This is a genomic window from Arthrobacter pullicola (assembly GCF_014836875.1).
Classification (GTDB): Bacteria; Actinomycetota; Actinomycetes; order Actinomycetales; family Micrococcaceae; genus Arthrobacter_B; species Arthrobacter_B pullicola.
The window spans coordinates 29,506-52,865 of the sequence record NZ_JACSQC010000006.1 but is presented as its reverse complement, the minus strand read 5'-3'; the positions used below and the strand labels follow the sequence as shown (position 1 = coordinate 52,865).

Genomic DNA, 23,360 nt, shown 5'->3' with positions numbered 1-23,360 from the left:
GTTTCTCCCTTAGTTTCATCGCGTGCCCGTTCAGGTGCAGCCCGCAAAACCAAGCCGCCCTGCCACGTTACCTGTGGAGCGGGAGGACAGGCTTCTTCAAACCTGCTTCCTTTTTCTACTCGCTTATTGGCGGGCAACTACCTAGAGCCTGGGGCAAAGTACTTACATATTCGAGTAATCCGCCGATAGCCACCAGTGAGCATGGATAGCTCACTGCAACAGGCCACGGATCGGCCGCTCTGTCCCCCCATAAGAAGCGGGTTTTCCCTGTGTTCGATTCCGTGTCTTCGGTTGCACTCCAGAGTGCCCTCAATGGCCTCTCCCTGCGCCAGCGTGCCATTGCGAACAACATCGCCAATGTGAACACGCCCGGCTACCACGCCCAGCGCGTCAGCTTCGAGGATGCCCTGGCGAAGTCGGTCAAGGCGGGCAGCGCCAGCTTTACCGAAGCATCCACCGCACGGTCCCTGGAGCCCACCCGGCTGGACGGTTCCAACGTCAACCTGGACACCGAGACACTTTCCAATATCGACACCGTGCTGCGCTTCCAGTTCGCGGCCCAGGCAGTCGGGGGAGAGGCCAACTCCCTCCGCACCGCAATGAGGAGCCAGTAATGACCTTTGACGCTATCGGGATCGCAGGTTCCGCCCTCACCGTCCACCGCAAATGGCTCGACGCGGTCTCGGACAACCTGGCGAACATGAACAACGCCTCCAGCACCGATGGGTCGGCGTTCCAGGCCCGCTACGTGGTGGCCCAGGAAGGCGCCGAGAACACCGGCGTCTACGTTTCCGGGGTGGAATACGGCAGCGCCGAAGGCCGCATGGTCTACGAGCCCAACCATGCCCTTGCCGATGCCGAAGGCTACGTCCGCTACCCGGACATCGATATGTCCGAGCAGATGAGCGCGCTGATCATGGCGCAGCGTGGCTACGAGGCCAACGCCGCCGTCGTTGACCGGGCCAAAGCCACTTACGAAGCTGCACTCCAGATTGGACGCTCCTGATGCCTATTCCCGCCATCGGCGCCGTTTCCGGCACACTGCCCACTGCGTATCTTGAGAACACTGCCGCATCCGCGCCGGCCACGGACGGTTCCGGTTTCGCGACCTCCCTTGCCGGAGCGGTGGACAACGTCCAGCAGCTTTCCTCCACTTCCAAGGAGCTTGCGGTGCAGGCCGTTACCGGTGACCTGAACGATATCCACGCCGCCTCGATTGCCTCCACCCGCGCCTCCGTCACGCTCGAACTCGTGGCGGCCGTGCGCAACAAGAGCGTTGATGCGTTCAACGAAATCATGCGGATGCAGGCCTGATGACGCAGGTGAACGCGGCTTTCGGCCGTCTGGGAAAAACCATCGGCCAGTTCACCCTGGCGCAGAAGACGCTGGCACTGATCGGCATCGCCGTCCTGGCCCTGGGAATCTTCGCCCTGGCCAGCTGGGCCACCAAGCCTTCCTACACGCCGCTGTTCTCCGGGCTGCAGGCCTCTGACGCCAACACCATCGTCGAGCAGCTCCAGGCCGACGGCGTGCCCTACGAGATCGCTGCGGGCGGCGGCACCATCATGGTGCCGGAACAGCACGTATATAACCAGCGGCTGAAGGCTGCCGGTGCCGGGCTGCCGGCCTCCTCCACCGGAGGCTATTCGCTGCTGGACAACATGGGCGTCACGTCCTCCGAATTCCAGCAGTCCGTGACCTACAAGCGCGCCCTCGAAGGCGAACTGGCGAAAACCGTCGGTGCGCTCAACGGCGTAAAAACCGCTTCCGTGCAGCTTGCCCTCCCCGAAGAGACAGTTTTTGTCTCGGAAAAGGTGGACCCCACGGCCTCCGTGTTCATCGAGACGGAGAACGGAGTCACGCTGACCGGAGACCAGGTCCAGGCGATCGTCCACCTCACCTCTGCGGCAATTGACGGGATGAAGGCCACCAACGTGGCGGTCATCGACGCGTCCGGGACCGTCCTTTCCGCCGTCGGCGTTGGCGCCACGGGTACGGCAGACAAGCAGGCCACGGACTACGAGCAGCGGATCTCCGCCTCCGTCCAGGGCATGCTTGACCGCGTGGTTGGCCCCGGCAATGCCACCGTGGCCGTCGCTGCGGACATGAGTTACGAATCCGCCAACCGGGTGGAGGAAACCTTCACCAACCCGGAGGGCAACCCGGCGCTGAACGAAGCCACCACCACCGAGGAATACGCCGGCGGCAACGGCAACACCGCCGCCGGCATCCTGGGACCGGACAACATTGCAGTGCCCGACGGCGGAAACGACGACGGCAACTACACCTCCGAATCCAGCACCAAGAACAACGCCGTCAACAAGGTCACCGAGACCCGCGACATCCCTGCCGGCGCGCTCAACCGCCAGACCATCTCCGTTGCCCTGAACTCCGCCACCGCAGCGGGTATGAACGTAGCGGACCTCCGCGCCCTGGTGGCCAACGCCGCCGGCATCAACGAAGCCCGCGGGGATGAACTGACCGTGGAAATGGTTGCCTTCAACGCCAGCGGAGCCGAGGCTGCGCAGGAGGCCCTTGCGGCAGCCGAAGCCGCCGAGGAAGCCGAACGGCGCGCTGAACTGCTGCGCACCAGCATCCTGGCCGCAGGAATCGTCCTGGCCGTCATCCTGGCCCTGGTCGCCTACGCCCTGCGGTCCCGCCGGCAGAACCGCCAATCCGTGGACATCGGCATCCTGCCCGAGCTTGATCCGCTGGCCCCGCCGGCCGGTCTGGCAATGATTGGGCAGGAACCGGTCAAGAAAGCCCTGGAACCGGCGGTTGACACGGCATCGCTCCGCATCGTGGCCAACGCCGCGGACTCCGAACGCAAACTCGAAGAACTTGACCACCTCGCCCTTCAGGACCCGGTCCGCACCGCGGATTACCTGCGTAACTTCATGGATGAGGGGCAGCGGGTATGAGCGAGCAGCAATCGGGAACCGCCCTGGCCACCGTTCCGGAACCCGACGCCAGGCTGACTGCGCCGGAAGCCCCGACCGCAGCTGTTCCGGCCCTGCGGGCACAGGCGCCCAGCCCCGCCCTGCCCAAGATGAGCGGCATGCAGAAGGCCGCCGTCGTCCTGATGCAGCTCGAGACCTCCCGGGCGGCCACCGTGCTGCAGCAGTTCACCGAAGCCGAGGCCCAGGAACTGGCCGCCGAAATCGTGAACCTGCGCCGGGTGGACGTAGCCGTCGTCGAAAACGTCATTAACGAGTTCTACGAAATGACGGTGGACGGACGCCGCCGTGCCCACGGTGGCCGCGACGTCGCCATGGGCCTGCTCGAGGCCTCCTTCGGCACCGAACGTGCCTCCGGCGTGATGGACCGGCTGGCCTCCTCCATGGCGGGCAAATCCTTCGAATTCCTCGAACGCGCCGAGGCCGCCCAGATTGTCAGCCTCCTGGAAAACGAACTGCCGCAGACCATCGCCCTGGTCCTGGCGCACATGCGTCCGCAGCGGGCCTCCGCCGTGATCGGCGGTTTCCCCGAAGAGCTGCGCACCGAAGTCGCGCAGTGCATCGCCAACATGTCCCGGGCAACGCCGGAGGCGATCCGGATCGTTGCCGAAACGCTCAAGGCCCGTGCCACGGCCGTCGGCGCTGCCCGCGAGGCAGCCGACCAGATCGGCGGTATCCAGCCGCTGGTTGACATTATCAACCGGGCCGACGCCGCCACCGAGCGCGCCCTGCTGGACGCCCTGGACGCCCGCGACCCGGAGCTGGCCGAGGAAGTGCGTTCGCGCATGCTCACCTTCGCCGACCTCACCAAGCTCGAACGCCGCGACGTGCAGCTGGTGCTGCGCGGCATCGACGCCGGGGTGCTGGCGCTGGCCATGAAGGGCGCCAACGAGACGGTGCTGGAGACCATCCGCAGCAACGTTTCCGAACGCAACCGGGAGATTCTCGACGACGAAATCGCAGTGTCGGGTCCGGCCCGCCTGTCCCAGGTGGAGGAGGCCCGCGCCACGATCGTCCGGGCGATCCGCGATCTGGAGGCCCAGGGCGCGATCACCATCCACCACGCGGACGAGGAAGAGTATGTCTACTGAGTCCCCGGAACGCACGTTCTCGCGGATGGCCTACCCCTCCCTCGGCGGCCATGGGGTTGAACATGCCGCCGAGCTGGGGAGGGCGCAGGGCCATGCCGCGGGCTACGCGGCGGGGATGCATGCAGCCGCTGCCGAGACAGCGCGCCTGCGGACGGAACTGAAAACCAGGTTCGACGCCGAAACAGCTGCCCTCCGCGCCCGCGCCGACCACGCGCTGCAGCTGCTCAACGCCGCGGAACAGAGCCTGGCCCAGCTCACGGTCCCGAACGTCTTCGAAATCCAGGATTCCCTGGCCGCCGCTGCGCTGGAACTGGCCGAAGCACTGCTGGGCCGCGAACTGGCCAATGGCGAGTCCTCAGCCCGCGCCGCGCTGGACCGGGCCCTCGCCGGAGTTGATACACGGCTGGTGCACACCGTGCGGATGCACCCGGCCGATCTGGCGGTCCTGGACAATGACACGCTGAACAATGCTGCGGTTATCTTCACCCCGGATTCCGGCTTGCAGCGCGGAGACGCGGTTACCGAATTCCCAGACGGCTTCCTGGATGCCACCCTTGCTTCTGCCCTGGCCCGTGCCAAGGCTGCCCTGCTGGGGGAACCGGCATGACGCTCACGGCATCGCCCGCCGCAGTTCAGGGGCAGGACACCGCAGCCGGTGAAGCGCCGGCGACCCGCCGCGAGCGGCGCCGCGAGCAGCACCGTGCCAAGCAGCCAGCCAGCTGGCGGCCCAACCCGGAAGCTTTCAGCCAGGCCCTGGCCGCGGCCCGTCCGCAGCGGGTCGGCAAAGTCTCCACCGTCGTCGGACTCAGCGTGGAGGTTACCGGGCTGGACTGCGCCGTGGGCGACCTGGTCAGCCTGGGTGCCCCGGAAAGCGCAGTCGACGCCGAAGTTGTCGCCGCGACCCGGGACGGCATCCGCTGCATGCCCTTCGGCCGCCTCGCCGGACTCACCGCGGGCAGCCCCGCGCGGTCCAAAGGCATGCCGATGCGCGTTCCGACCGGGAACGGACTTTTCGGACGGGTCATCGACGGACTCGGCCGGCCGATCGACGGCAAAGGCCCGCTGCAGGTAGAGCAGTACGTTCCCCTGGACCACGACACTCCTTCGGCGATGCAGCGTTCCCGGATCACCGAACCCCTCCAGCTGGGGGTCCGGGTCCTGGACACACTCACCACCGTTGGCAAGGGCCAGCGCATGGGACTCTTCGCCGGATCCGGCGTGGGCAAGTCCTCCCTGCTGTCCATGATCGCCCGCGGAACCGACGCCGAGGTCTCGGTGATCGCCCTGGTGGGGGAGCGCGGCCGTGAAGTCCGGGAGTTCCTGGAAGACGATCTGGGTGCGGAAGGCCTGGCCCGCTCCATCGTCGTCGTCTCCACCTCCGACGAACCGGCGCTGATGCGCCTGCGGGCCGCTTTCGTGGCCACCCGCATCGCCGAGTCCTTCCGCGACCAGGGGTCCGACGTGATGCTCATGATGGACTCGCTGACCCGGGTTGCCATGGCTCAGCGCGAAATCGGGCTCTCCGTCGGTGAGCCGCCGGCAACCCGCGGCTACCCGCCGTCGACCTTCTCCCTGCTCGCCCAGCTGCTGGAGCGCGCGGGTACGGACAAGACCGGTTCCGTGACCGGCATGTACACCGTGCTGGTGGACGGCGACGACCACAATGAGCCGATTGCGGACTCCGCCCGTTCCATCCTGGACGGCCACGTGGTCCTGGACCGCAAGCTTGCCGTCGCCGGCCACTTCCCCTCCGTCGATGCCCTGGGCTCGATCTCGCGCGTCGCGTCCCGCGTCAATCCCAAGGACCGGAGCCGGGCCTCGTCCGGGCTGCGCCGGGTGCTGGCCGCCCGCCGGTCCGCCCAGGACCTCATCGACGTCGGGGCCTACCAGCGCGGATCCAATCCGCTGGTGGACGCTGCCGTGGACCACGAAGACGCCATCAACGCGTTCCTGCAGCAGCGCATGGATGAACAGACACCGGCCGCGTCCGCCTGGGACCAGCTGCACCGGCTTACACAGAATCTGGGGGTATGAGAATGGGACGGGACTTTCCACTCGCCGGCCTGCTAAGGCTGCGCCGGCTCCAGCAGGACAGCGCCGCCGGCTCTCTCGCAGCGGCAAATGCGAAGCTCCGCCAGAGCAGCGACGCACGCAGCGAAGCTTATGACGCACTCGCCGCAACGCCGCTGGAGGCGGCCGACGCGGCCACTCTGCACGCCATCGCCGCGGTCCGCGCCTCCTCACGGAGCATGCTGGCTGACCTGCTGGCAGCCGAGGCTCTGGACAACACGGCCGTGCACACTGCCCAGGCGGAGTTCCACGCCGCCCGGGCACGTTCGGTCGGTTTGGAGAAACTCGAGACCAAGCATTCGGATGCCCTTGCGGTGGAGGATCTCCGCACCGAACAGGCCGTCCTGGACGAACTTGCCGGCACTGCCTGGCACCGCCGGCAGAAAGAAGCCAACAGATGAGCATGACTGACGCGATCGGCCGGATCCAGGAGATCCGCTCCACCATCGACGCGCTGTCCGGAACGCCGTCATCGACAGTGGCTGCCGCCCCCGGCACCGGTACGTCCAGCACAGGCACAGCCACGGCCGGAAGCAGCGGCTTCGCCGCAGCACTTTCCGCGGTGACCGGGACGGAGTCCGGCGGCACCGGCGGGGCAACAAACGAAGCGCTCCTGGCGTCCGTGGACAAGTACGTTGGGCTGCCCTACATCTGGGGCGGCAACGACCCAGCCGTGGGGCTGGATTGTTCCTCCTTCGTGCAGAACGTCTTCAAAGACCTTGGCTACAGCCTGCCCCGCGTCACCTGGGACCAGATGAACAGCGGCACCAAGGTGAATTCGCTGGCCGAAGCCCAGCCCGGTGACCTCCTCTTCAGCCACGACGGCGGGCACGTCGCCATCTACCTCGGCAACGGCAAGGCCGTGGATGCTCCCCAGCCCGGCCAGACGATCCAGATCCGCGACGCCTGGGAAACGGACGCCAACATCACCACCATCCGCCGCATCCTGCCGGCGGAGACCGCCGCGTCCCCGCAGCCGGCCTCGGCCCTCACCGGTACCGGTCTCACGGACCTGGTTGCCTCCGCGCGGGCCATGCAGGCTTCCCTGCTGGGAGGGACGGCATGAGCATCCCAGCAGCCTTCCTGACCGCGCGCCCCGCTGCTCAAGCCGGTGGCCGGCCGGGTTCCGGCACCACCGACGACGGCGGCACGGGCTTCGGGTCCGCGCTCCAGGCAGCCGTGGCCGGCGAGGGACCCGGTGCGGGCGCCGCAGCGGAAACGCCCGCCGGCGCCCCGGCGGCAGCCCCCGAAGCAACGGAAACCCCGGCAGAGGCACTTCCGGCTGTACCCGGCTTCGGCTTCCCGGTTCCCGGTTCCGGGGACGGGCAGGCATTCGCTGCCGGATCCCCCGGCGGAGATCCGGCAGGGCTTTACCCAACCGCCGCCGGCGGAACCCTGGGAGAAGCAGCCGCAGGGCAGCTGCCCGGCGCAGCGGAGGCGCCGGAACAGGCAGCCGGTACACCTGCCGTGCCCCTTTCCGGGAGCGCACCCTTGCCGGTTTCGCCGTCGGGGGCGCTGCACGGTGCGGCGCCAGGATCCACCAGGGCAACGCAAGGAACCAACGGTGCAGCTGCGGCTGGAGCGCAGGGCGGGGCGGCGGATCCGGAAAGCCCGGCTTCGCTGCCGGGAGATCAGCGCCCGGTCGGACACGGAGGCGGAACGGCTGCCGGAGTCATTGCTGCCGGAGCCACAGCTGCCGGAGTCACCGCTGCAGATGGCACGGACGCGGTTGCAGCCACCCCGGTGCCGGCTGCCGCCGTTCCCGGCGAAGCAGCGCCGGCAGCCAAACCCGGTCCGGTATCCGGCCCGGTGCAGGGGGCCAACGCAGTGCAGGCAACTGATGCCGCTCAAGCCTCCAACGCCACTTCCGCCGCCAACGCAGTGCAGGGCGCCAGCAGTGCGGCGGTTTCCGCGGCGCCGGCAGCGGACCCCGAGCCCGTTCCTGCGGCGGGTTCCCCGGCTGCGCAAACGCCCGCAGCAGCAGTTCCGGCGGTGCAGGTCCAGAGCTCCCCGGTCCAGGCGGCCGCGGCAACTGCTCCGGCGCCTGCGCCCGCGGCCCAGCCGGCTCCGCTGCTCAGCCAGGTGGCGCAGCCCCTGTTCAGCCTCAGCTCCGCAGCTGCGGGGGACCACGTGATGACGCTCAGCGTCACCCCGGAGAACCTGGGCCCCGTGACGGTCCGGGCCCATGTCAGCGCGGACGGGATCCGGGTGGAGCTGTTCGCGCCCAACGACGCCGGACGCGAAGCGCTGCGGAGCATCCTTACCGATCTGCGCCGGGACCTTTCGGGTTCCGGCCTGAGCACCTCGCTCTCCCTGTCTGCGCAGGACCAGCCCGGCACCGGGCCGGACAGCCGCGGCGGAACGGGCCAGGAGCTGCCCGGCAGCCGGTCTCCCGGCGGTGCACCCGGGCCCGGCCCCGACGCCGGGCCGGTGCCCGTGCAGCAAGCTTTCCGTCCCGTGGCCCACGGCTCGGTAACGACCCTCGACATCCTGGCCTGAGAAGGAGATCCACCCATGCCGGTAGAAGCAGTAACAGCACCCAGCGGCGCTGCAGCAGAGCAGCCCGCCCGCGTGCCAAAGCAGGTCATGGACAGTGAATTGTTCCTCACGCTCCTGGTCACCCAGCTGCGCAACCAGGACCCGAGTTCGCCCATGGACACCAATGAAATGATCAGCCAAACCACCAATCTGGCCACCATGGAACAGCTCACCAACATGGCGACCATGAGCGAGGAGAACTTCTCCCTGCAGATGCGCATGGCGGCGGCCGGATTGATCGGCCAGACGGTGACGTACACCAACGAGGCCGGGGAATCGGTCAGCGGAACCGCCACCGCTGTCTCCTATAAGTACGGGGTGCCCACGGTCAGCGTGGACGGCGTGGACGTCCTGCTCGATGCGATCTCCGGTGTGGTGGCACCGAAGACAACGCCGGATTCCGGTGACGGTTCCGGTTCCGGTTCCGGCTCCGGCAGCGGTTCCGGCACCGAAACCGGTACCCCGGGCACAACGGCGTAACCAGGGCGCTCCCGCTGCGCTTCCTTTTCTTCCCTTCGCTTCATCTGCTTCCGTACTTCGCAAACGTCTCCACAACCTTCAGCTGAAAGGCGTATCCCATGCTCCGCTCCCTGTACTCCGGAATTTCCGGCCTCCGCGCGCACCAGACCATGCTCGACGTGACCGGCAACAACATCGCCAATGTGAACACCGTTGGTTACAAGGCTAATGCCGTCCAGTTCCAGGACACCCTCTCGCAGCTGACACAGGGTGCCACGGCTCCCGGCGCCAACAACGGCGGCGGGAACCCGGCACAGGTCGGCCTCGGCGTCCTGGTCTCCGGCATCACCACCAACTTCACCCAGGGTTCGGCCCAGGCCACCGGCCGCGCCACGGACCTGATGATCTCCGGAGACGGCTACTTCGTCACCCGCCAGGGCACCGAGACCACCTACACCCGGGCCGGATCGTTCGACCTCGACGCCGAGGGCCGCCTGGTCACGACGGACGGCAAAATCGTCCAGGGCTGGACCGGCGTCAAGGGTGTGATCAACACCGGCGGAGCCGTTGGAAACGTCGTCCTCCCGGACGGCGCCATTGCCCCCGCCATCGCCACGACCACCGCCACCATGGGCGGGAACCTGCCCTCTGAAACCAAGCCCGCTGATGCAGCTGCCGTTCCGCCGGTAGCGGCCGGCACCATTGTCCGTGACATGGACGTCTACGACGCCAACGGTGTGGCCACGGTAGTCTCCCTGACCTTCACCCGCACGACCGCCGGCTGGGACGTTTCGGCTCCGGGCGCCACCACCGCTTCGCTGGGCTTCACCAACGGCGCCCAGAACGCCGGCAACCCGGCGTCCCTGACCGTCAACGGCGTCGCCGTGGACCTGACCGGCCTGACCAGCTACGCCGGCGTCAGCACCGCCTCGGTCACCGGGCAGAACGGCCGCGCCGCCGGAACCCTGGAGTCCTTCTCCATCTCCAAGGACGGCACCCTAATCGGCTCCTTCACCAACGGGGCCAAGCAGGCGCTGGCCCGCATCGCCGTCGCCACCTTCACCAACCCGGCGGGCCTGGAAAAGGCCGGCAACTCCGGCTTCACCGCCACCGTCAACTCCGGCAACCCGGTCCTGGGCGGCCCGGGCGATCCCGGCATGGGCAACGCCGTCGCCGGTTCCCTGGAAATGTCCAACGTGGACCTCTCCCAGGAGTTCACCAACCTGATCGTGGCGCAGCGCGGGTTCCAGGCCAACGCCCGAATCATCACCACCTCGGACGAAGTGCTGCAGGAACTGACCAACCTCAAGCGCTAGACCGGATCAACTGGCAGGGGCCGCGCACGTCAGTGCGTGGCCCCTGGCGTTTAACGACGGCGGCGGAGGGCGCCGTCTCCCGCCGGCCAGCCACGGACGGGGCAGCGGGGCACTCTCCTTCCTTACCGATACCGGGCGTCTGCCGAAAGTAAGGGTGACGGCTTATGCAAGCCGGACGCTGCGACCGGGACGGGCCAATGATTGTTCTTACGCGACTGAACGATGCTCAGTTTGCGATCAACCCTGACCTGATTGAACGCATCCACGTCAATCCGGACACCACGCTGGTCATGGTGGACGGCGCAAAATACATCGTCACGGAATCCATGGATGAAGTGATAGCCCAGATCGCCCAGTTCCGCGCCCGCGTGATTTCCATGGCACGGGACCTGCCTCAGGTCCCGCTTCGCCCGGGAACCGGGCTCGGGCTGGTCCCGGATGCCGACGCCGGGGGGACGGCGGCATTCAGTGAAAGCAGTACCAAGACCGTGCCCCTTCGTCCGAGGAACAAATAATGGATCCGGCCACAATAATCGGCTTATTGCTCGCCTTCGGGTCGCTCTTCGCCATGATCACCCTCGAAGGCGCGCACGTCACCTCCATCCTGCTGCCCGCACCCATGATCCTGGTCTTCGGTGCGACCATCGCGGTGGGACTGGCCGGAGGCACGCTGAAGGACTTCATCTTCTCCTTCAAGGCGCTGCCCCGGGCCTTCATGGGCAAAAAGCCCCGCCCGCAGGAAACCATCGACAACGTGGTTTCACTCGCCGAGAAGGCGCGCTCCGAAGGCCTGCTCTCCCTGGAAGCCGACGCCGCGGAAGTGAACGATCCCTTCCTGAAGGTTGCGCTCCAGAACATTGCCGACGGCACTGACGGGGAAGAGCTGCGGACCCTGCTCGAAGACGAGATCAACACCAAGGCCTCCAGCGACAAAGTCGCGGTCAAATTCTTCAACAGCCTGGGCGGTTATGCTCCGACCATCGGCATTATCGGCACCGTGGTTTCACTGACCCACGTGCTGGAGAACCTCTCCACGCCGGCCACCCTTGGTCCAATGATCGCGACGGCGTTTGTCGCCACCCTGTGGGGACTGCTCTCGGCGAACTTCATCTGGCTGCCGATCAGCGCGCGGCTCAAACGCCTCAGTGAACTGGAGCTGGAACAGATGACGCTGTTGATGGAAGGTGTGCTGGCTCTCCAGGCCGGCAGCCAGCCGCGGCTGCTGGGCGAGCGGCTGCGCGCCATGGTTCCCGCCCATGAACTCACCGGCCCGGCCCGCGAGACCAGCGAAGCGGCATGAGTGCCCCCAGGCGCCGCAGCCGGCGCAAGGAGGAGCCGGACGAGCACCCGGACGAACGCTGGATGGCCTCCTACATGGACATGGTCACCGTGCTGATGTGCATGTTTATTGTGCTCTTTGCCATGTCCACCGTGGACCAGGCCAAGTTCGAGCAGCTCAAGGCCTCCCTGGCCACCGGCTTCGGCACGGAGGAAAGCAACACGGTGGACACCGCCAAGGGTGTGGTTGTTCCACCGTCCATGGTCGACGACGAAGAAGTCGTGGATCCTGACGCCGACCTTGCGACGCAGGCAGCTCTGGAGGTCAAGGATCTGACGGTCCTGCGGGACCAGCTGCAGGAAGGCCTGGAAACCAAGGGCCTGCAGGACGACGTCCGCTTTGAAATTGACGAACGCGGACTCACCATCCGTCTGGTCAGTTCGGAAATGTTCTTCGAACCGGACCTTGCGGACCTGACCACGCAGGCCCGCGGCGTGCTGAATGTGATCGGACCGATCCTGAAGCCCACGGCCTATGACGTCTCGGTGGAAGGCCACACCGCACAGGTGCGCCAGTTCACTGATTCCGCCCTCGACTGGGAACTCTCCTCCTCGCGCTCCGTCAATGTGCTGCGCTACCTGATGGATCCCGGAGGCATCGCCTACAACCGGATCAAGGCCGTGGGTTACGGCGAATCCAGGCCGCTGACAGCCGGCGCCACGGCCGAGCAGCGGGCCCAGAACCGCCGGGTGGACATTGTGGTGCTTTCGGGACAGTCCGAAGCTGTCCGGCAGCTGATGCCGGCGATCGTCGACGGGCAAATCGTCTTCCCGGAGCCATCCGGCGAAGCCGGTAAAACCGAGGAAGTTTTACCCGCCTCCAACCACTAACCGCAGGCCCGCCACGTCCGATAGTTCCCCCTGTGACGGTCCAGCAACATTCGCCTCTTGGCGCGCCCCCAAAAGCCTCGCGGCTGGTCGAAGTTTATGACTTCCGCCGTCCGACGACGCTCGCCCGCGAGCATGCCCGGGTCCTGGAAATGGCCTTTGAAACCTTCGGCCGCCAGTGGGGTACCCAGCTGACCGCCAAGGTCCGGGTCCTCTCCCAGGTCACCTCCGAGCAGGTCCAAACCATGACCTACGACGAGTACGTGGCAGCGCTGCCCGAACACACGGGCATGGTGCTGTTCTCCATGCCCAACATTTCCGCCAAGGCCGTCATCCAGTTCCCGATGGCTGCGGCCCTGTCCTGGGTACGGCACATGCTCGGCGGGACGGGCAACGAACCTACCCCGGAACGAAAGCTCACGCATATTGAGCAGGCCCTCCTGAGCCGGATCATGGATGAAGCGCTCGAAGACCTGCACTACGCCCTCGGCAGCCTGCTGGCAGCACCGCTTTCGCCCTCATCCATCCAGTACAACTCGCAGTTTGCGCAGGCCGCCGGATCGACGGTGCCCATGATCGTGGCCCGCTTCGAAATGGTGGTTGGCGACGCGTCAGCCCCGGCCACGGTGGCCCTCCCCGCTGAGGCCATCCTGCCCCAGCTGGGTCCGGTCCGGCCCAACACCTCCGACGCCTCTCCGGCAGAGCTGATCACCGAACAGCTGGCCAACCTGCCGGTGGATGTTTCGCTGCAGCTGGAACCGATCCGCGTGTTGCCCGGCATGGTCCTGAACCTTGCCGTGGGCGACGTCCTGAATCTTGAACACCCGCAGCACCGGCCGCTGAACGTCACGGTCGATGGCCAGACGCTGGCACAAGCCGCGGTGGGGGCCAGCGGTTCCCGCCTGGCCGGAGTCATCGTAAGCACCGAGGAGAACAATCCATGAGCACCACCCTGGCCCAGTACACCGAAGCCGCCGCTGCCCTCGTCCGGCTGCTGCCTACGCCCACCCCCCTGCAGCCGGCCCCGCATTCCGTCCTGGGCCTGCCGCTGGACCAGATGGGGCAGGCCGTCACGGCTTCCTTCGTCGGATCCGTCTCCGCTGACCTCGCGGTGGTGCTGCTCTCCGCCGCCACCGTCTCCGACGTTGCCGGCACCGAATCGCCGGCTATCTCCGCCGCTGATGTCCTGCGCCCGGCGCTGGAAGCCGCCAGCTCCACCCTGGGTGCCGGGGTGCTCGGTGATGCGCGTACGGAAGACGCCTCGGCCCTGTTCGGGCACATGGACTCTTCTGTTTTCGAGCTGCGCGGTCCGGAGGGCACTGCCGGCTGGTTCGCGGTCCGCCTGCGTTCAGGCAGCTCCGCCGGCGCCGGCAGCGAGCAGTCCGTGGTGGGCAAGCTCGGGCGCATCAACAACGTGGAAATGGCCCTGACCGTGGAGATCGGACGTACCCGCATGGCGGTACGCGATGTCCTGAACCTGGAACCGGGCCGCGTGGTGGAACTGGACCGCTCAGCCGGCGCTCCCGCGGACATCCTGCTGAACGGCCGCCTGATCGCCAACGGCGAGATCGTCGTCGTGGACCAGGACTATGCGGTGCGAATCACCAAGATCCTGGACGTAGCTGAGGGACTGGGCTAAATGGACGATTCCGCAGTCTTGGCGCTGCGGGTCCTGGTATCGCTCGGTGTGGTTCTGGGGCTCCTGTGGTGGCTCCAGCGGCGGCTCATCCGCGGCCGTGCCTCCAGCGGAACGGAAGCTCCGATCCGCGTCCTCAGCCGCCAGGTCATCAGCCCCAAGGCGTCCGTGGTTGTCCTCGAGACCGGCGGCCAGCGTTTCCTGCTTGGCGTCACCGAATCAAACGTCAACGTGCTGCACACTTCCGAAGCCGTGGAGGAAGAGGCTCCGGACACTGCCTTTGCAGCGTCCCTCGAGGACGCCTCGAATGCTGCGCAGGAGTCCGGACAGTCCTCCGGCAGCGGCCTGCCGCGCCGGCGGGACACCCGCCGCACCGCTCCCGCCCAGGGCGCATCCATGCTTAACGGGTCGATCCTCTCACCCGACACCTGGCGCCAGAGCGCTGCCTTCCTCCGCCGCGGACGCCAGGAATGAGCGCTGTGAACGCAGCCGCTGGCCCACGGCAGGCACCTCAGGGGTCCGCCACCGGCGGGCAGATGCGCAGGTTGATCCTCGGCGCCGTCCTGGTGCTCGCCGCCACCGTCCTGCTGCTGCTTGCCGGCGCAGCCGCCGGGCACGCCACCACGTTTGACCCGGCACCCCCAACGGCTCCCACGGCTCCGGGTGATCCGGCTGCCCCGGAGGACACCGGGGGTTTTTCCGTGGACATCAACGGCCTGGACGGAACCCCGTCCACCGCCGTCGTCACCCTCATCGGCATCACGCTCCTCTCAGTGGCGCCGGCGCTGCTGCTGATGATGACGTCCTTCACCAAGATCTTCGTGGTGCTGGCGATGACCCGCAACGCCCTCTCCCTTCCGTCCATTCCACCGAACCAGGTCCTGGCCGGGCTGGCCCTGTTCCTCTCGCTGTTCATCATGGCTCCGGTCCTGACGGAGATAAACACCCTCGCCGTACAGCCATACCTGAACGGGGAGTTCACGTTCAACGACGCCCTCGGCACCGGCGCCGGACCGCTGCAGCAGTTCATGCTGGCGCATACCCGTGAAGAGGACATTGCGCTGATGACCCGGGCAGCGGGCCAGCCGAACCCGGAAAGTCCAGAGACCGTTCCGCTGCTGACCCTGATCCCGGCCTTTATGATTTCCGAGCTGCGGGCAGCGTTCATCATCGGCTTTGTCATCTTCATTCCGTTCCTGGTCATCGATCTGGTTGTCGCCGCGGCGCTGATGTCGATGGGCATGATGATGCTCCCGCCGGTCATGATTTCACTGCCCTTCAAGATCCTGTTGTTTGTGCTGGTGGACGGTTGGGGCCTGATCATCACCTCGCTGGTCAACAGCTATCAGGGCGGCGGCTGATGGATACCAATGCCGTCCTGGACATCGGGCTCCAGGGACTGTGGGTTGCGGCCAAACTTGCCGCACCGGTGCTGCTGACTGCGCTGGTGGTCGGGTTCTCCGTCTCCCTGGTGCAGTCGATTACCCAGATCCAGGAAGTCACCCTGTCCTTTGTCCCGAAGGCGCTGGCAGTGTGCATCGCCCTGCTGGTGTGCGGGCACTGGATGATCACCGAAATGGTGACCTTTACTCAGCAGCTGTTCGAGAAGATTCCATCCCTGCTCGGCGGGGGATGAAATGTCGATCACCATTGACCAGGCATGGCTGGAAGCGGTGATGCTCGCGGGCGTTCGGATGGTTGCCTTCCTGATCATTGCCCCGCCCTTTTCCTACAACGCCTTTCCCGCGCGGGTAAAGGCGATGCTGGCGATCGGCCTGGCCCTGGCCGTGGCGCCCCAGGTGTCCGAGGGGTACACGAACCTGGGCACCGCCGCCTACATCACCAGCCTGGTGCTGGAATTCGTGGTCGGAGCCGTCCTAGGGTTCCTGGTGCTGATCGTGTTCTCCGCGGTGCAGTCCGCGGGGCAGCTGATCGACCTGTTCGGCGGTTTTTCCCTGGCCCAGGGATTCGACCCGCAGTCCATGGTCAACGGCGCCCAGTTCACCCGGATGTTCCAGATCACCGCGGTGGCCCTGCTGTTTGCCTCCGACGGCTATCAGCTCATCATCGGGGGACTGGCGCGCAGCTTCACCGCCCTGCCGCTGGCCGGCGGGATAGATCTTTCCGATCCGGCGCAGGCGATGATTTCCTCGGTCAGCCAGATGTTTGTTGCGGCCGTGCAGATCGCCGGCCCGCTGCTGGTGGTGCTTTTCCTGGCCGACGCCGGCCTGGGCCTCCTCACCCGGGTGGCTCCGGCCCTGAATGCCTTTGCCCTCGGTTTCCCGTTGAAGATCCTGCTGACGCTGACGCTGGTGTCGGTGGTGTTTGTTGCCCTGCCCCGTGTCGTCTCGGCGCTGGTCCAGCAGATTGTGCGCACGCTGGCGGGGGTGGGCTAGATGGCGGACGAGGACTCCGGAGAGCGGTCGGAAGCCGCCACCCCCAAACGGATGAAGGAGGTCCGGGAGAAAGGCCAGCTATCCCGTTCCGATGACCTCACCGCCTGGGTGGGGGTGGGCGCTGCCGCAGCGATGATGCCCCTGACCATCAGCCGCGGTGCGGACAAGGGCGCCGAAACTCTCATGGGCGTGGACGCCATCGCCGCGGACCCCAGCCCGCTGGCCGCGCTGCGGATGCTGCAGGAAGGGCTGGGCTCCCTGACCTATGTGCTGGGCCCGATGCTCTCCGTGGTGGTTGCTGCGGTGCTGGCCACCGCCGCCCTGCAGGGCGGGATCCACTTCAAGAAGTTCAAGGGCAAGTACGAACAGTTCGACCCGGTGAAGGGCATGAAGCGGGTCTTCGGCATGCAGGCCATCTGGAACGGTGTCAAAGCCCTGCTGAAGACCGCCGTGGTTGGACTGGTTCTCTACACCGTGATCCAGAATCTGATGCCCGTCCTGATGACCGCCGGCGGCATGTCCATCACCGCACTGCTGGCTGAGGCGGGCGGCGGGGTTGCCACCCTGCTGCAGTTCGCCGTCGCCGCCGGGCTGGCCCTGGCCGCGGCGGACATCATGGTGGTGATGCGCCGGAACCGGAAGAAAACGCGCATGACCAAAAAAGAGGTCAAGGACGAAAACAAGAACACCGACGGCGACCCGCTGATCAAGTCCCAGCGCCGCTCCCGCCAGCTGGCAATGAGCCGGAACCGCATGATGGCCGCGGTGGGGGATTCCGACGTCGTGCTGCTGAACCCTACGCACGTGGCAGTGGCCCTGAAGTATGAGCCGGGAAAGTCCGCTCCCCGGGTCGTGGCCAAGGGCGCCGGCGTGATTGCCGCCCGTATCCGCGAAGAAGCCGAGGCCAAGGGCGTGCCCATGGTCCGGGACATCCCCCTCGCACGGGCCCTGCACGGGGCCTGCGAACTGGGGCAGGAAATTCCGATCGAACTGTATAACGCCGTGGCCCGGGTCCTGGCGTTCGTTATGGCCCTGAAGAACCGCGGCGCCGCCGCCGGGGTCCACACCATGGCTCCGGAACCCGGCGCCACCATCCCCGCAACCGTCCCACAACACCGTAAGGCCGCGCCGTGAACCGCAACCTCCTGAAGCTCGCCATTCCCGTGGGTGTGATCGGTATCATCCTGCTGCTGGTGGTCCCCGTGCCCGCGCCGCTGCTGGACATCCTGATCATCATCAACATCCTGCTGGCCCTGGTGATCCTGCTGACCACCATGTTCGTGAAGAAGCCGCTGGACTTCTCCGTCTTCCCCTCGATGCTGCTGGTGGCCACCCTGTTCCGGCTCGGCCTGAATGTCGCCTCCACCCGGCTGGTGCTCGGTGAGGGCTACGCCGGCCAGGTGATCGAGGCCTTCGGGCACGTCGCCGTTGGCGGCTCCCTGATCATCGGAGCGGTGATCTTCCTGATCCTGGTCGTGATCCAGTTCGTGGTGGTCACCAAGGGTGCCGAACGCGTGGCCGAAGTCGGCGCGCGGTTCACCCTGGACGCCATGCCGGGCAAGCAGATGGCGATCGACGCCGACCTCAACGCCGGCTTGATCACGGATATCCAGGCCCGCGAGCGGCGCGCGGAGGTCTCCGCCGAAGCCGACTTCTACGGCGCCATGGACGGTGCGTCCAAGTTCGTGAAGGGCGATGCGATCGCCGGCCTGATCATCATCATCATCAATGTCGTGGGCGGCATCGCGATTGGCATGCTGCAGCGCGGCATGGCCGTCGGCGAAGCCATCGACACGTACACCCTGCTCACCATCGGCGACGGACTGGTCACGCAGATCCCCGCGCTGCTGATGGCCGTCTCCACCGGCATGATCGTCACCCGCTCGAATGCCGAATCAGACATGGCTTCCACCGCCTCGGCGGAACTGGGGCAGTCGCGGAGCGCCCTGATGATCGCCGGTGCCGCGGCCATCGTCATGGCCCTGATCCCAGGCATGCCCAAGATCCCGTTCATCGTGATCGGTGCCCTGCTGATCTTCGCCAGCCAGCGGGTCAAGGCCCGGGAAACGGCAGAGGCCCAGGCCGCGGAATCGGACGCCGTCGCACAGCTCACCGGTGCCCCGGCCTCGGACACCACCGAGGACTTGATCGAGCAGATGCGGGTCCACGCCCTGGAAGTGATGCTCTCACCCGACCTGGTGGACATCGTCACCGGCGGCTCGGACGATCTCCTGGCCAGGGTCCGGGCGCTGCGCCGGAAGATCGCGCTGGAGCTCGGAGTTGTTGTTCCGCCGGTGCGTACCCGCGACAGTGTGGACCTGCCGCCGTCCACCTATGTGATCCGCATTGCCGGCGTGGAAGCCGGCCGGGGGGAAGCCCCCGCGGGCAAGGTCCTGGCGCTCGGAGACTTCCTGGACGGGCTGCCCGGGACGGCGACCGTGGAACCCGTCTTCGGACTGGCCGGCAAATGGGTGCCCGCTGAAATGCGGCACGCGGCAGAAATGGCCGGCGCCACCGTGATCGACCGGGTTTCGGTGCTGGTCACGCATCTTTCGGCGATTATCACGGCCAACGCCGCCCGGCTGCTCACCAGGGAGGATGTCCGGGTCCTGACCGAAGGCGTTAAGCAGGTCAACCCGTCCGCGGTGGATGAACTGGTCCCGGGCGTACTCTCACTCGCCGAGGTGCAGCGCGTGCTGCAGGGCCTCCTGGCGGAGCAGATTCCGATCAATGACCTGCCGCGCATCTACGAATCCCTGCTGCTCAAGGCCAAGGTATCCGCCGATCCGGAAGGGCTGATCGAGGCCGCGCGCCAGGCCCTGGGCCCGGCACTGGCCGCCCAGTATGTCACCGGCAGCGTGCTGCGCGTCATCATGATCGATCCTGCGTTGGAGCAGTCCATGCTGGAATCCCTCCGGCCCTCGGACCAAGGGACCCAGATCCTGCTGGACCCCACCAGGATTGAGAAAATTATCGCGTCACTTAAGACTACTGTTGCCACTGTGGAGAACTCAGGTCACACCGCTGTCCTGGTGTGCGCTCCGGCGCTCCGGCCCGCAATCCGACGACTCGTGTCGGCCCAGGCCAACGGGCTGCCCGTGCTCTCCTACCAGGAAGCCACGGCAGCGAACGTGTCCATTGAAACTGTAGGAGTAATCCGTGGAACTGAGACGATTTCAGCTTGAGGGTCCGTCCCTTGACGCGCTGAAGGCGAAAGTCCTCGCGGAACACGGACCCAGGGCCCGCATCATTGCCGCCGAAAAAGTCACCGTGGGCGGCATTGGCGGCTTCCTGGCCCGGCACCACTATGAGGTCACGGTGGAAATGCCTGCGCGCGGCCGCCGGGCGGCTCCCGTGGAGGCGGACCTGCCCAGCCGGGCGGGCATCGGGGCACTGCTGGCCATGGCTGAAGAGGCCGAGAGCGGCCTGCGGCCCGGCGCCCGGGCACTGCCCGATGTGTCCACGGGCAGCAACGCGTTTGCCGAGCTGATGGAGGACCTCTCGCAGAACACGGGCGCTCCCGCCAGATCCCCGGAACCGCTGGCGCCGCGGGACTCCGCGCGCACACCTGTCCCGTTCGCTTTCCCGCAGCTGGCTCCGGCCCCCGCGGACAACGGAGCAGAGGCGAGGGCGGGAATGGAGGTGCCTGTCCCGCTGACCGGGGCCGGGGACCTCGTGATCGTCGTCGGGCTGGGGCAGGACGCCATGCTCGTGTGTGAATCGATGGCTGCCGCCGCCGGCTTCAGCGCGCAGGCGCTGCGGGCTGCCGGCGGGGTCGACGGCGGCGGTGTGGGCCGTGCCGGTGACCGGCGGGCGGTGGCGACCGCCCGGGCAGCCGGGGTCCTGGCCGGGCACCCGGTCTTCCTGGCCTACGGGATCGGTCGGGGAACCAGTGAACTGGCGCGGCACACCACGCTGCTCGCTGCCCTGGCCCCGGACCAGCTATGGGTCGCCGTGGACGCCGGGCGCAAGCCGGAGGACACCTCGGCCTGGGTTGGAGCTGTGCGGAGCGCCGCCGTCGTCCATGCCGTGGCCGTCGAAGGATTGGAAGGAACTGCGACGCCGCAGACCGTCAACAACCTGGGTGTTCCCGTCGGCTGGCTCGACGGTGCTGAAGCGCCCTCCGCCGTGCTGTGATGAATCCGGGTTTCGCCCGGCCCCGGGCAGCCGGTACGGCGGGTGCTTGCGATAGAGTAACTAAATGCTCGTGTTAACGCGGAAATCAGGAGAACAGATCCTGATTGGGGATGACATTGTCATTACCGTGCTCGATTCACGCGGCGACGGTGTCCGCATCGGCATTGATGCCCCGCGCGGAGTAAGAATCCAGCGCAACGAGGTGGTGCGCGCTGTGGAAGAGGCCAACGTAGCAGCCACCGCCGATGTCCCCGACGCAGAAGAGCGCATCAAGGCATTGCTCAGCGCCCGCCGGCCGGACGCCGAATAGTATTCGGCGCCGCTGAATCTTCGCCTGTTAAAGCCAAACCCCGGCATCCATTGGGGTGAATGCCGGGGTGGCGAGCCACGCGCCTTCCGCGGACGGGCGGTCGGCACTACACATGCAACTGTGCGGCTCGTCTTTGCAGTATTTTTCTTGGGGATACTGCGGTTCTCTTTTGGGGAAAGACTGGGGCTAGCTGCCTGAGCGGACCTTGCTGCCGAAGAGGCGCAGGGTGCGGCGGGCGGGGGCAGCGGTCTTGCCGCGGGAGCCGGCGACGTGCCGCTCAACCTGGCCCTTGTCAGCCCGGGTGCCGTAGTAGTCCTGCAGGACCCGGCGCTCGTGGGTGGAGCAGCGGACTCCGGGGTAGCGGTAGCCGCGGATGATCCAGTAGCCGGTCCGGTCGGTGGCGCGCTTGTCATTGGCCCATTCGGGGACCAGGCGGCGGCGGCATTCGGTGCACAGTGCGGCAACGTGGTTATCCCGCTGGGTGTCCGTGTAGCGCTTGACCATAACCTCGGTGTCTGCGTTCCATCCGTTCACGTTTTCCCCCAATGTCGTCTCGATCCGCGAGGACCGTTTTGCCTGATGGATAGGACGATACCGAGCCTTGCCTAGGCAAACGCTCAAGTTCGACCTTCAGTTAACGCAATGTTTGCTCAAGAATCCCCGCGCCATTCTTGAGCTTTACCAGGTTGCTTTCCAACTGAAAAAGCGGCGGCCGGCCCAAGCAGGGCGGCCGCCGCTTTTTCAGTGCTGCGGAGTGTTAGAACGGGTAGGACGCGATGTCCGGCCGCATGGTGAGCCACTGGATCTCTGTGAAGGATTCCATGTTCGCCGCGGCACCCCCGAGGCGCCCGCCGTTGCCGGAATCCTTGACGCCGCCGAAGGGAGCGTTGGATTCGTCGTTCACCGTCTGTTCGTTGATGTGGACCTTGCCGGATTCGACGCGGTCGGCGATCGCCATCGCCATGCCGACATCGCCGAGGATGGACAGGGACAGCCCGTAGTCGCTGGCGTTGGCCAGCTCCACGGCTTCATCGATGCTGGAGAACTTCATAACCGGGGCCACAGGACCGAAGATCTCCTGCGTCCAGGCCGGGTTGTCCGGGGTGACATCGGCGAGCACAGTGGGCCGGTAGAAAAGTGCTTCGTTGGTTCCGCCGGCGGCGAGGCGCGCCCCGCCGGCAATGGCGTCCTGCACGATCCCGTTGATCTTCTTCAGCTGGTTTTCATCGATGATGGGCCCCAGGGCAGCCTGGCCTCCGGCCGGGTCTCCCACGGGAAGGTGCTCTGCCTTCTCCGCGAGGGCGGCCACGTACGCGTCGTAGATGTCCTCGTGGACAATATGGCGGCCGGTGGTCATGCAGATCTGTCCCTGGTGCATAAAGGAACCAAAGGCTGCCGCTGAGGCGGCCTTCGTCAGATCCGCCCCGGGAAGCACGATCATGGCGTTGTTGCCGCCGAGCTCCAGGTGGGCGCGCTTGAGCAGGCGGCCGGCGGTCTCGCCGATCTTGCGTCCTGCACCGGTGGAACCGGTGAACGCAATGACCCTGACCTCGGGGGCTTCAACAACGGCCGCACCGATCTCAGCGCCGCCGGGGAGCAGGGACAGCAGGCCGGCGGGAAGGCCGGCCTCCTCGAACACGCGCATCAGCGCGACGCCGCCGCACACCGCGGTGCGGGGGTCCGGCTTCAGCAGTACGGCGTTCCCGAGCGCAAGGGCCGGAGCGACTGCACGGATGGAAAGGATCAGCGGGAAGTTGAACGGCGCGATGACGGAGACAACGCCGGCGGGCCGCCGCCGTGCCAGGGACCAGCGGTTCGAATTGCTGGTCAGCACCTCTCCGGACGGGAGGGCCGGCAGTGCGGAGGCGTCGTAGCACTCGTTCGCGGCGCTGTGCGTTTCCAGCGCGGCCTTCGCCGGAATGCTGCCCGCCTCCCGGGTGATCCAGGTGCCGATTTCCTCGGCGTGCTCTTCCCACAGCAGTCCGGCCCGGCGCAGGACTGCCGCGCGTTCTTCGGGCTTGCGGGCCGCCCATTCCTTCTGTGCGGCCGCCGCCGTGCGCGCTGCGGACAGGACATCTTCAACGGAGGCTGTGCCGTAGCTGCCCAGCTTGTTGCCGGTGGCCGGTTCCATCGCATCGGAGGTGCCTGCACCGCCGTCGCGCCAGCCGTTCACATAAATCTTGCCTGTCCAGATGGACGGATCGAGCAGAGCCATGGGTCATCCTAGCTGTTGGTGTTACTTAGGCCATTGATTATCCCAGACAGCTTGTGTCCTGGCACACGC

27 protein-coding genes are annotated in these 23,360 nt (G+C 66.7%); 25 read left to right on the top strand and 2 right to left on the bottom strand.

The genetic code is table 11. From position 1 onward, the window contains the following. The first annotated feature begins 269 nt into the window (after positions 1 to 269). The 25 genes from H9638_RS13025 (at position 270) to csrA (ending at position 21,076) form a co-directional block, all read left to right on the top strand. Positions 270 to 614, top strand: coding sequence for a flagellar basal body rod protein FlgB (locus H9638_RS13025; protein ID WP_191748011.1), 345 nt, complete (start codon positions 270 to 272; stop codon positions 612 to 614). Then, entirely contained in the window at positions 614 to 1,006 is a 393-nt protein-coding gene (locus H9638_RS13020) for a flagellar basal body rod protein FlgC (protein WP_191748009.1), read from the top strand. Before H9638_RS13025 ends, H9638_RS13020 begins: the two co-directional genes overlap by 1 nt. Beyond that, on the top strand, positions 1,006 to 1,314 hold the full coding sequence (gene fliE / locus H9638_RS13015; protein ID WP_191748007.1) for a flagellar hook-basal body complex protein FliE: 309 nt from the start codon (positions 1,006 to 1,008) through the stop codon (positions 1,312 to 1,314). Before H9638_RS13020 ends, fliE begins: the two co-directional genes overlap by 1 nt. Beyond that, positions 1,314 to 2,921, top strand: coding sequence for a flagellar basal-body MS-ring/collar protein FliF (gene fliF, locus H9638_RS13010; protein WP_225217404.1), 1,608 nt, complete (start codon positions 1,314 to 1,316; stop codon positions 2,919 to 2,921). Before fliE ends, fliF begins: the two co-directional genes overlap by 1 nt. Continuing rightward, positions 2,918 to 4,048: a flagellar motor switch protein FliG gene (fliG, locus tag H9638_RS13005; RefSeq protein ID WP_404799667.1), complete on the top strand. Its 1,131-nt coding sequence runs from the start codon at positions 2,918 to 2,920 to the stop codon at positions 4,046 to 4,048. The genes fliF and fliG overlap by 4 nt, the downstream gene beginning before the upstream one ends. Then, positions 4,038 to 4,655: a FliH/SctL family protein gene (locus H9638_RS13000; protein WP_191748005.1), complete on the top strand. Its 618-nt coding sequence runs from the start codon at positions 4,038 to 4,040 to the stop codon at positions 4,653 to 4,655. Before fliG ends, H9638_RS13000 begins: the two co-directional genes overlap by 11 nt. After that, positions 4,652 to 6,082, top strand: coding sequence for a FliI/YscN family ATPase (locus H9638_RS12995; RefSeq protein ID WP_191748003.1), 1,431 nt, complete (start codon positions 4,652 to 4,654; stop codon positions 6,080 to 6,082). The genes H9638_RS13000 and H9638_RS12995 overlap by 4 nt, the downstream gene beginning before the upstream one ends. After that, a complete protein-coding gene (locus H9638_RS12990) occupies positions 6,079 to 6,519 on the top strand; it encodes a flagellar FliJ family protein (protein WP_191748001.1) in 441 nt (146 codons plus the stop codon). The genes H9638_RS12995 and H9638_RS12990 overlap by 4 nt, the downstream gene beginning before the upstream one ends. Continuing rightward, positions 6,516 to 7,184 (top strand): C40 family peptidase, encoded by a 669-nt coding sequence (locus H9638_RS12985; protein ID WP_191747998.1) that lies wholly within the window; start codon positions 6,516 to 6,518, stop codon positions 7,182 to 7,184. Before H9638_RS12990 ends, H9638_RS12985 begins: the two co-directional genes overlap by 4 nt. Continuing rightward, positions 7,181 to 8,617, top strand: coding sequence for a flagellar hook-length control protein FliK (locus tag H9638_RS12980; RefSeq protein ID WP_191747996.1), 1,437 nt, complete (start codon positions 7,181 to 7,183; stop codon positions 8,615 to 8,617). The genes H9638_RS12985 and H9638_RS12980 overlap by 4 nt, the downstream gene beginning before the upstream one ends. A gap of 15 nt (positions 8,618 to 8,632) precedes the next feature. Continuing rightward, positions 8,633 to 9,136 (top strand): flagellar hook capping FlgD N-terminal domain-containing protein, encoded by a 504-nt coding sequence (locus H9638_RS12975; RefSeq protein WP_191747994.1) that lies wholly within the window; start codon positions 8,633 to 8,635, stop codon positions 9,134 to 9,136. 98 nt (positions 9,137 to 9,234) lie between these two features. Then, positions 9,235 to 10,431: a flagellar hook protein FlgE gene (locus H9638_RS12970; protein WP_191747992.1), complete on the top strand. Its 1,197-nt coding sequence runs from the start codon at positions 9,235 to 9,237 to the stop codon at positions 10,429 to 10,431. A 197-nt stretch (positions 10,432 to 10,628) separates the two neighbouring features. Then, a complete protein-coding gene (locus H9638_RS12965; protein ID WP_191747990.1) occupies positions 10,629 to 10,946 on the top strand; it encodes a flagellar FlbD family protein in 318 nt (105 codons plus the stop codon). Next, the gene (locus H9638_RS12960) at positions 10,946 to 11,731 is read left to right on the top strand and encodes a motility protein A (protein WP_191747988.1); all 786 of its coding nucleotides are present in this window, start codon (positions 10,946 to 10,948) and stop codon (positions 11,729 to 11,731) included. Before H9638_RS12965 ends, H9638_RS12960 begins: the two co-directional genes overlap by 1 nt. After that, the gene (locus H9638_RS12955) at positions 11,728 to 12,600 is read left to right on the top strand and encodes an OmpA/MotB family protein (protein ID WP_191747986.1); all 873 of its coding nucleotides are present in this window, start codon (positions 11,728 to 11,730) and stop codon (positions 12,598 to 12,600) included. The genes H9638_RS12960 and H9638_RS12955 overlap by 4 nt, the downstream gene beginning before the upstream one ends. A gap of 32 nt (positions 12,601 to 12,632) precedes the next feature. Continuing rightward, on the top strand, positions 12,633 to 13,541 hold the full coding sequence (locus H9638_RS12950; protein WP_318241876.1) for a flagellar motor switch protein FliM: 909 nt from the start codon (positions 12,633 to 12,635) through the stop codon (positions 13,539 to 13,541). Then, on the top strand, positions 13,538 to 14,236 hold the full coding sequence (gene fliN, locus H9638_RS12945; RefSeq protein ID WP_191747984.1) for a flagellar motor switch protein FliN: 699 nt from the start codon (positions 13,538 to 13,540) through the stop codon (positions 14,234 to 14,236). Before H9638_RS12950 ends, fliN begins: the two co-directional genes overlap by 4 nt. Next, positions 14,237 to 14,707 (top strand): FliO/MopB family protein, encoded by a 471-nt coding sequence (locus tag H9638_RS12940; RefSeq protein WP_191747982.1) that lies wholly within the window; start codon positions 14,237 to 14,239, stop codon positions 14,705 to 14,707. Between the two features lie 62 nt (positions 14,708 to 14,769). Next, positions 14,770 to 15,594, top strand: coding sequence for a flagellar type III secretion system pore protein FliP (gene fliP, locus H9638_RS12935; protein WP_191748291.1), 825 nt, complete (start codon positions 14,770 to 14,772; stop codon positions 15,592 to 15,594). Next, a complete protein-coding gene (fliQ, locus tag H9638_RS12930; RefSeq protein ID WP_066300113.1) occupies positions 15,594 to 15,869 on the top strand; it encodes a flagellar biosynthesis protein FliQ in 276 nt (91 codons plus the stop codon). The genes fliP and fliQ overlap by 1 nt, the downstream gene beginning before the upstream one ends. A gap of 1 nt (position 15,870) precedes the next feature. Then, positions 15,871 to 16,629, top strand: a complete 759-nt coding sequence (locus H9638_RS12925; protein WP_191747980.1) for a flagellar biosynthetic protein FliR — start codon at positions 15,871 to 15,873, stop codon at positions 16,627 to 16,629. Continuing rightward, the gene (locus H9638_RS12920) at positions 16,630 to 17,763 is read left to right on the top strand and encodes an EscU/YscU/HrcU family type III secretion system export apparatus switch protein (RefSeq protein ID WP_191747978.1); all 1,134 of its coding nucleotides are present in this window, start codon (positions 16,630 to 16,632) and stop codon (positions 17,761 to 17,763) included. After that, entirely contained in the window at positions 17,760 to 19,814 is a 2,055-nt protein-coding gene (locus H9638_RS12915) for a flagellar biosynthesis protein FlhA (protein ID WP_191747976.1), read from the top strand. Before H9638_RS12920 ends, H9638_RS12915 begins: the two co-directional genes overlap by 4 nt. Then, positions 19,789 to 20,766: a hypothetical protein gene (locus tag H9638_RS12910; protein WP_191747974.1), complete on the top strand. Its 978-nt coding sequence runs from the start codon at positions 19,789 to 19,791 to the stop codon at positions 20,764 to 20,766. Before H9638_RS12915 ends, H9638_RS12910 begins: the two co-directional genes overlap by 26 nt. Positions 20,767 to 20,830: 64 nt before the next feature. After that, on the top strand, positions 20,831 to 21,076 hold the full coding sequence (csrA, locus tag H9638_RS12905) for a carbon storage regulator CsrA (protein ID WP_191747972.1): 246 nt from the start codon (positions 20,831 to 20,833) through the stop codon (positions 21,074 to 21,076). A gap of 186 nt (positions 21,077 to 21,262) precedes the next feature. On the opposite strand, the gene H9638_RS12900 is transcribed toward csrA, so the two are convergent. Together H9638_RS12900 and H9638_RS12895 are read right to left on the bottom strand one after the other, a co-directional pair. Continuing rightward, on the bottom strand, positions 21,263 to 21,610 hold the full coding sequence (locus tag H9638_RS12900; RefSeq protein WP_191747970.1) for a hypothetical protein: 348 nt from the start codon (positions 21,608 to 21,610) through the stop codon (positions 21,263 to 21,265). 223 nt (positions 21,611 to 21,833) lie between these two features. Beyond that, the gene (locus H9638_RS12895) at positions 21,834 to 23,291 is read right to left on the bottom strand and encodes an aldehyde dehydrogenase family protein (RefSeq protein WP_191747968.1); all 1,458 of its coding nucleotides are present in this window, start codon (positions 23,289 to 23,291) and stop codon (positions 21,834 to 21,836) included. Positions 23,292 to 23,360 lie beyond the last annotated feature (69 nt).